The 6,444-nt window shown below is 75.5% G+C and carries 5 protein-coding genes; 3 read left to right on the plus strand and 2 right to left on the minus strand.

Annotated elements, in window-relative coordinates; genetic code table 11:
• Positions 1 to 58: 58 nt before the first annotated feature.
• Positions 59 to 1,519 carry a tetratricopeptide repeat protein gene (locus ACFY2B_RS25155; RefSeq protein ID WP_390765330.1) on the minus strand — a complete coding sequence of 487 codons (1,461 nt, stop codon included), beginning with the start codon at positions 1,517 to 1,519 and terminating at the stop codon, positions 59 to 61.
• Positions 1,520 to 1,612: 93 nt separating this feature from the next.
• On the opposite strand from ACFY2B_RS25155, the gene ACFY2B_RS25160 reads away from it, so the two are divergent.
• A complete protein-coding gene (locus ACFY2B_RS25160) occupies positions 1,613 to 3,019 on the plus strand; it encodes an FAD-binding oxidoreductase (RefSeq protein ID WP_390765331.1) in 1,407 nt (468 codons plus the stop codon).
• Positions 3,020 to 3,102: 83 nt separating this feature from the next.
• On the opposite strand, the gene ACFY2B_RS25165 is transcribed toward ACFY2B_RS25160, so the two are convergent.
• Complete coding sequence (locus tag ACFY2B_RS25165; protein WP_390765332.1) at positions 3,103 to 3,516, minus strand: SsgA family sporulation/cell division regulator; 414 nt, start codon at positions 3,514 to 3,516, stop codon at positions 3,103 to 3,105.
• A 240-nt stretch (positions 3,517 to 3,756) separates the two neighbouring features.
• On the opposite strand from ACFY2B_RS25165, the gene ACFY2B_RS25170 reads away from it, so the two are divergent.
• Together ACFY2B_RS25170 and ACFY2B_RS25175 are read left to right on the plus strand one after the other, a co-directional pair.
• Complete coding sequence (locus ACFY2B_RS25170; RefSeq protein ID WP_390765333.1) at positions 3,757 to 5,349, plus strand: RDD family protein; 1,593 nt, start codon at positions 3,757 to 3,759, stop codon at positions 5,347 to 5,349.
• Between the two features lie 118 nt (positions 5,350 to 5,467).
• A complete protein-coding gene (locus tag ACFY2B_RS25175) occupies positions 5,468 to 6,283 on the plus strand; it encodes an RDD family protein (protein ID WP_390765334.1) in 816 nt (271 codons plus the stop codon).
• Positions 6,284 to 6,444 lie beyond the last annotated feature (161 nt).

The following is a 6,444-nucleotide window of genomic DNA, read 5'->3' on the forward strand; positions in this document are numbered from 1 at the left end:
GTTGGACGAGCCCCCGCAAACCCCGTCGTGCGAGGCCGGGCCGACCGCTGCCCGGCGCTCACCAGGCCGGGGCCGTGCCCTCGGGCGGTTCGCCAAGGGCGCCCAGCGCCGCCTTCGCCTCCGCCACCCGGGTCGGGGAGAAGTACGGGTTGATCTGGAGCGCCTCCTTGAGGTGGCGGCGGGCGCCTCCGTACTCGCCCAGATCGCGTTCGATCATGCCGCGGTGGAAGACGTACAGCGCGCTGCGCACCTCGCCGCCCTTCGCCTTGTCGGTCGCCTTCTCGGCGTACTCCACACCCTCCTGCGGGTCCCCGGCCCGGTACAGTGCCCACCCCAGCGCGTCCGCGACCTCGATCCCCGGCTGCCGCTCCCACTCGTCGCGCAGCCGCCGCACCGCCTCCTGCGGATCCCCGTGATCCGCCTCGTACTGCCCGACGACCAGTTCGTCGTCGACCCCGCCCGCGGTGTCCCGCTGCACCCGCTGCCGCAGCAGCTCGAACTGGGTGCGCGCCTCCTGCGCCCGGCCCAGCGACGCGTACAGCTCGCCCAGTTCCAGGGCGTACTGCGGGGACGGCTGCCCCGCCAGCGCGTGCGCATAGGCGTTCAGCGCCTCCGTCGTACGGCCCAGCGCGGCCAGCGCGCGCCCCTTCCCGGCGAGCGCGGCCCGCTGGTCCGGGTCCAGGCGGACGGCCGCCTCGAAGTGCCGCAGCGCGTCCTCCCGGTCCCCGCGCTCCCACGCCAGCTGCCCGCCCCGCTCCAGGTAGGCGGCCCGCTCGGCGGCGGTGCCCGCGGTGGCCGCGGCGTCCGCCAGCTGCGCCGCCGCGTCCTCGCGCCAGCCCCGGTCGCGGTAGACGGCGGCGGCCCGCGCCATCACCGCCGGGTGCGCGGCGGGCGGGGTGTGCAGCTCCATCAGCTTCTCCAGCGCGTCGCGCGCCGCCTTGTAGTCGCCGAGCCCGGTGTAGGCGTCGATCAGCAGTGCGTACGTCGTCCAGCGATTCGGGGAGACCTCCAGCGCCTGCTCGCCCTGCCACCTGGCCTCGTCGAAGTCCCGGCGCGCGTTGGCCAGCGCCGCCAGCCCGTCCAGCGCGTCGGCGTTCCCCATCGGCCGCTCCCGCAGCGAGGTCTGCAACGCCTCGTGGGCCTTCGGGAAACTCGCGGCGTCCGCGGTGCGCCGCCCGCGCTCCACATAGGCCGTCCCCAGCACGGCCCAGGCCCGCGCGTCCTGCGGATGCGTCCGCAGATACCTCTCCCGTTCCCCGATCAGCTTCGTCAGCTCGGGCAGCGCGACCGGCATCCCGGCGGTCACCGCCGTGACCGGCCGCGGCCCCGGGGCCGGCACGGGCCGCCGGACCGGCGGCGGCTGCGGGGGCGGCAGCAGCATCAGCACCCCGACCCACCCGGCGGCGCCCGCGACACCGGCCGACGCCAGCGTGCCCAGCACCCGCCGCAGCACACGGGCGCGGCGCCGCGGCGCCGTGGCCACCAGGGAGGTACCCGGCCTGGACTGTTCTTTCTTCATAAGACTTACTGTGCGTTCATCCGACGACCACAACCCGGCAGCCGAAGGCGCGCCCCGGACGGGGTTCACACCGATGGCCCCGGGTGCGAGGCTGTGATCGTGAGCCGAATCGAAGCCGCACCCGACGCAGTGATGGCCGATCTGACCGACCGGCTCCGGACCGGTCTGCCGGCCGAGGCCGTCGTCACCGACCCCGATGTCATGACCTCGTACGCCAACGACATGGCGAGTTTCTGCCCGGCCGGCACCCCGGCCGTGGTTGTCCTGCCGCGTACGGTCGAACAGGTCCAGCACGTCATGCGCACCGCCACCGAGCTGCGCGTCCCGGTCGTCCCGCAGGGCGCCCGCACCGGCCTGTCCGGCGGCGCCAACGCCGCCGACGGCTGCATCGTGCTGTCCCTCACCAAGATGGACCGCATCCTGGCGATCGGCCCGGTCGACCGCATCGCGGTCGTCGAACCGGGCGTCGTCAACGCCACGCTCTCCCGCGCCGTCGAGGAGCACGGCCTGTACTACCCGCCCGACCCCTCCAGCTGGGAGTCGTGCACCATCGGCGGCAACATCGGTACCGCCTCCGGCGGCCTGTGCTGCGTGAAGTACGGGGTGACGGCCGAGTACGTGCTCGGCCTGGACGTCGTGCTCGCCGACGGCCGGCTGCTGTCCACCGGCCGCCGGACCGCGAAAGGGGTGGCGGGGTACGACCTGACCCGCCTGTTCGTCGGTTCCGAGGGCTCGCTCGGCGTCGTCGTACGGGCGGTCCTCGCGCTCAAGCCCAAGCCGCCGCGGCAACTGGTGCTGGCGGCCGAGTTCTCCTCCGTGGCCGCCGCCTGCGACGCGGTGTGCCGGATCATGGCGGGCGGCCATCTGCCGTCCCTGCTGGAACTCATGGACCGTACGACGGTCAGGGCCGTCAACGACCTCGCCCACATGGGTCTGCCCGAGTCCACGGAGGCGCTGCTGCTGGCCGCGTTCGACACCCCCGATCCGGCCGCCGACCTGGCCGCGGTCGGCGCGGTGTGCGAGGCCGCCGGTGCCACCGAGGTGGTCCCCGCCGACGACGCCGCCGAGTCCGAACTGCTCCTCCAGGCACGCAGGCTGTCCCTGCCCGCGCTGGAGGCGGTCAAGGGCACGACGATGATCGACGACGTGTGCGTGCCCCGCTCCCGGCTGGCCGAGCTGCTGGCGGGCATCGAGCGGATCGGCGAGAAGTACCGGCTGACCATCGGGGTGTGCGCGCACGCCGGTGACGGCAACACCCACCCCACCGTCTGCTTCGACGCCCAGGACCCCGAGGAGTCGCAGCGGGCCCGCGAGTCCTTCGACGAGATCATGGCCCTGGGACTGGAACTGGGCGGCACCATCACCGGCGAGCACGGCGTCGGCGTCCTGAAGAAGGAGTGGCTGGCCCGGGAGATCGGCCCGGTCGGCGTGGAGATGCAGCGCGCCGTCAAGCAGGTCTTCGACCCGCTGGGCATCCTCAACCCGGGCAAGCTGTTCTGACCCCCGCCGCCTCCGCCCCCTGCTGCGCCCCGCCGCTGCCGCCGTCCCCGGTGTCGCCGTCCCCGGTGTCGCCGAGCGGGCGGTCACCGGGCGAGCAACTGGTCGAGCACGTGGTCGATGCCCAGCTGCTCGCCCTCGGACCCCGGCGGCACCAACCGCAGCGTCCGCTCCAGCCAGGCGGACACCTGGGCGGCCGGCGCCTCCAGCAGGGCCTCGCCGTCGGGCGAGCTGAGCGCCATGAGGACGACGCTGCGGCCCTCCGCCTTGGCCGGCCACACCCGCACGTCCCCCTGCCCGCAGGGCCGGAACACCCCCTCCACCAGCAGTTCACGGGCGAACGTCCAGTTGACGGGCTGGTCGGAGTTGATGTGGAAGGCGATGTGGACGGCGTACGGGTCCTCGGTGCTGTAGGCGAGGCACGCCGGGACCGCCACGCTGTGCTCCGGCGACAGGACGAGCTTCAGCTCCAGTTCGCGTTCCACCACGGTGTAGTGCATGAGGTGCGCTTCCTCTCTCGGGCAGGTGTACGGGACGGGCGAGCGGCCCCGTACGAGTGGAGAGCGGGCCGGGGTCAGGGCATTACGCGGGTCCGGAGAACTTTTTTCCGCGGTCGTGAAGCCGGTGCGCGGGGTTGCCCGGAAAGGGGCGGGTCCGGCAGGACTGGCGGTGCCGGGCCACCGGGTCTGATAGATGTGGAGGTCCCCAACCCACCCCCGAGCAGATACGGGACGACGGACATGAGCGCCCCCACTCCGGCACCCGGCGACGACTGGCCCCGCGAGGGCTACTACCCGGACCCGTCCATCCCCGGCTACGTCCGGTACTGGAACGGGGCCACCTGGGTGCCGGGCACCAGCCGGCCGGCCCCCCAGGACGGCGAACCGCTCGCCCCGCCGCCCGGGGCGCGTCCGGCCGCGCCCGCGGTCGAGGAGACCGGTCCGCACTTCTTCGACGAGGACCCGCAGCCGGGGCCCGGCGGGCCGGAGCCGGCGTCCGCGTGGGGCGCCGACCGGGCCCGGCAGACGGGTTTCGGCGGCGAAGGGGACCACCGGGTCTCCTGGGGCGCCGACCCGCGGACGCCCGGCGCCGACCCGCGCACGCCCGGCGCCGACCCGCGCACGCCCGCGGACCCGTCGTCCCTGCCCCTTCCGGCGGCCCGGACCTCCCCGTCCGCCCCGCCGGACGGGCGGGCCACCAGCACTGACGGCACGGCGACGATCTCCCCGGCGGACTCCGGTGAACTCCCGGAGAACGGGACGTTCGTCTTCCGCCGCCCCATCCCCGGCCCGGCCGCCGCTCCCGCCCCCGGCCAGGGCTCCGGCCCCGCGGACGAGGGCACCATGACCTTCCGCCCGGTACGCCCGCGCGCCGGTGAACCGGGCCAGGCAGGCGCTCCGGCGGGTCCGGCGGGTCCGGCCTTCGGTCCGCCTCCGGGGCCGCTCGGAGCGGGCGCGGGCCACGCGCCGGGAGCCGCCGGGTCCGCAGGCGCCGCCGCGGCCGGAATCCCCGCCCAGGGGTCCGGTGGCTCCGCCGCCGGACCGTTCGGCACACCGGGTGCGGGCGGATCGGGCCCCGCCGGCGGTCCGGGCGGGCCCGGGTTCGGGCCCGGGAACGCCGCCGCGGACCGTGCCGCCGGGGCGCAGGCGGCGGGCCGTCCCGCCGCCGCCCAGATCGCCGCTTCCCCCCTGCCGCCGCAGTCCACCCCGGTGACCACCGGGCCGGGCGGCGGCCGGTCCTCCTGGGCCCAGCAGGTGCAGCAGCTCGCGGGCGCCGGGGACGAGCAGCCCGTGGCGCCCTGGAAGCCGCCCGTGGAGGACCCCTTCCAGGCGATGGCGCGGCAGCAGGCGGCGGCCCGGCCCGCCGGACTCGGCAAGCGGCTGGCCGCCCGGCTGATCGACACCGTGGCCGTCGGCGCGGTCACCGCGGTGGCCGCCGTACCGCTCGGCACCAAGGCGGCCGACCACATCCAGGAGAAGGTCGACGCGGCCAGGCTCTCCGGCCACACCGTCACGGTCTGGCTGCTGGACGGCACGACGGGGGCGTACCTCGGCATCGTCCTCGCGGTCCTCCTCGTCGTCGGCGTCCTCTACGAGGTGCTGCCGACCGCCAAGTGGGGCCGCACCCTGGGCAAGCGGCTGTGCGGCCTCCAGGTGCGGGACATCGAGGGCCACGAGCCGCCCGCTTTCGCCGTGTCGCTGCGCCGCTGGCTGGTCGCCACCGTCCCGGGGCTGCTGGGCATCGGCGTCATCGGCTTCGTCTGGTGCCTGTTCGACCGCCCGTGGCACCAGTGCCTGCACGACAAGGCGGCGCACACCTTCGTGGCGGGCTGAGAGGGGGCCCTACGTCCGATGCGGGAGGCGGCGGTCCGCCGTCCGGTCCACCGGATTCCGTAATCCGTACGGCCGCCCGTCGGATGCGGATCCGGGCGGTTCGCGGTCCACTCGGGCCATGAGCAGTGAACCGCCTCCCGGCGCCGGGCAGCAGCCACCGGAAGACGATCCGTTCAGGAAGCGGCCCCCGTCCGGCGAGCGGGCGGACTCGCCGGACGGCGGCCAGGACCGGCAGCCCCCGCCGCAGGGCGCCGAAGGCGAACAGCCGCCGCAGGGCGGCGAGGGCGACCGGCCACCGCCCGGCGACCAGCAGCCTCCGCCCCACGGCGGCCAGCAGCCCCCTCCCTACGGCGGTGAGCAGCCTCCGCCAGGCGGCGGCCGGCACCTCCCGCCCTACGGTGGCGGCCCCTACGGAGCCGGTGGCGGGCCCTACGGAGCCGGTGGCGGCCCCTACGGTGCCGGCGGTGTGCCCGGTGATCCGCTCGCCGGCATGCCCCCGCTCGCCGACAGCGGCAAGCGCACGCTCGCCCGCATCATCGACCTGATCCTGGTCGGCATCGTCGTCGGACTGCTCACCTGGGGCCTGGGGGTGTCCGAGTACCAGGTGGACAGCGACAAGGTCGACGTCGGCAAGTCCTTCGCGCAGTCGGTGATCGCCGCCGTGCTCTACATCGCCTACGACACCGTTCTGATGGCCCGGACCGGGCAGACCCTCGGTAAGAAGTGGCTGGGCATGCGGGTCGCCAACCTGGCCGACGGCTCCACCCCGTCCGTACCGGCCATGCTGGCCCGCTCGCTGGTGCTGTGGATCCCGTTCGCCTTCTGCTGCGCCTGCATCTGGACCGCGATCTGCGGCGGCTGGAGCTTCTTCGACAAGCCCTACAAGCAGGGCCTGCACGACAAGGCCGCCAAGACGGTGGTGGTCAGCACCTGAGCACGGCGGGCCGGGCGCAGCGCCCGGGGACGACAGCAGTCGGGGGGGGGGGGGGGGGGACCCCCCCCCCCCCCCCCGGGGGGGGGGCCCCCCCCCGGGGGGGGCGCCCCCCCCGGCCCGCCCGCCCCCCCCCGCGGGGGGGGCCCCGCCCCCCCCCCCCG

Source organism: Streptomyces sp. NPDC001270 (assembly GCF_042896695.1).
GTDB lineage: Bacteria > Actinomycetota > Actinomycetes > Streptomycetales > Streptomycetaceae > Streptomyces.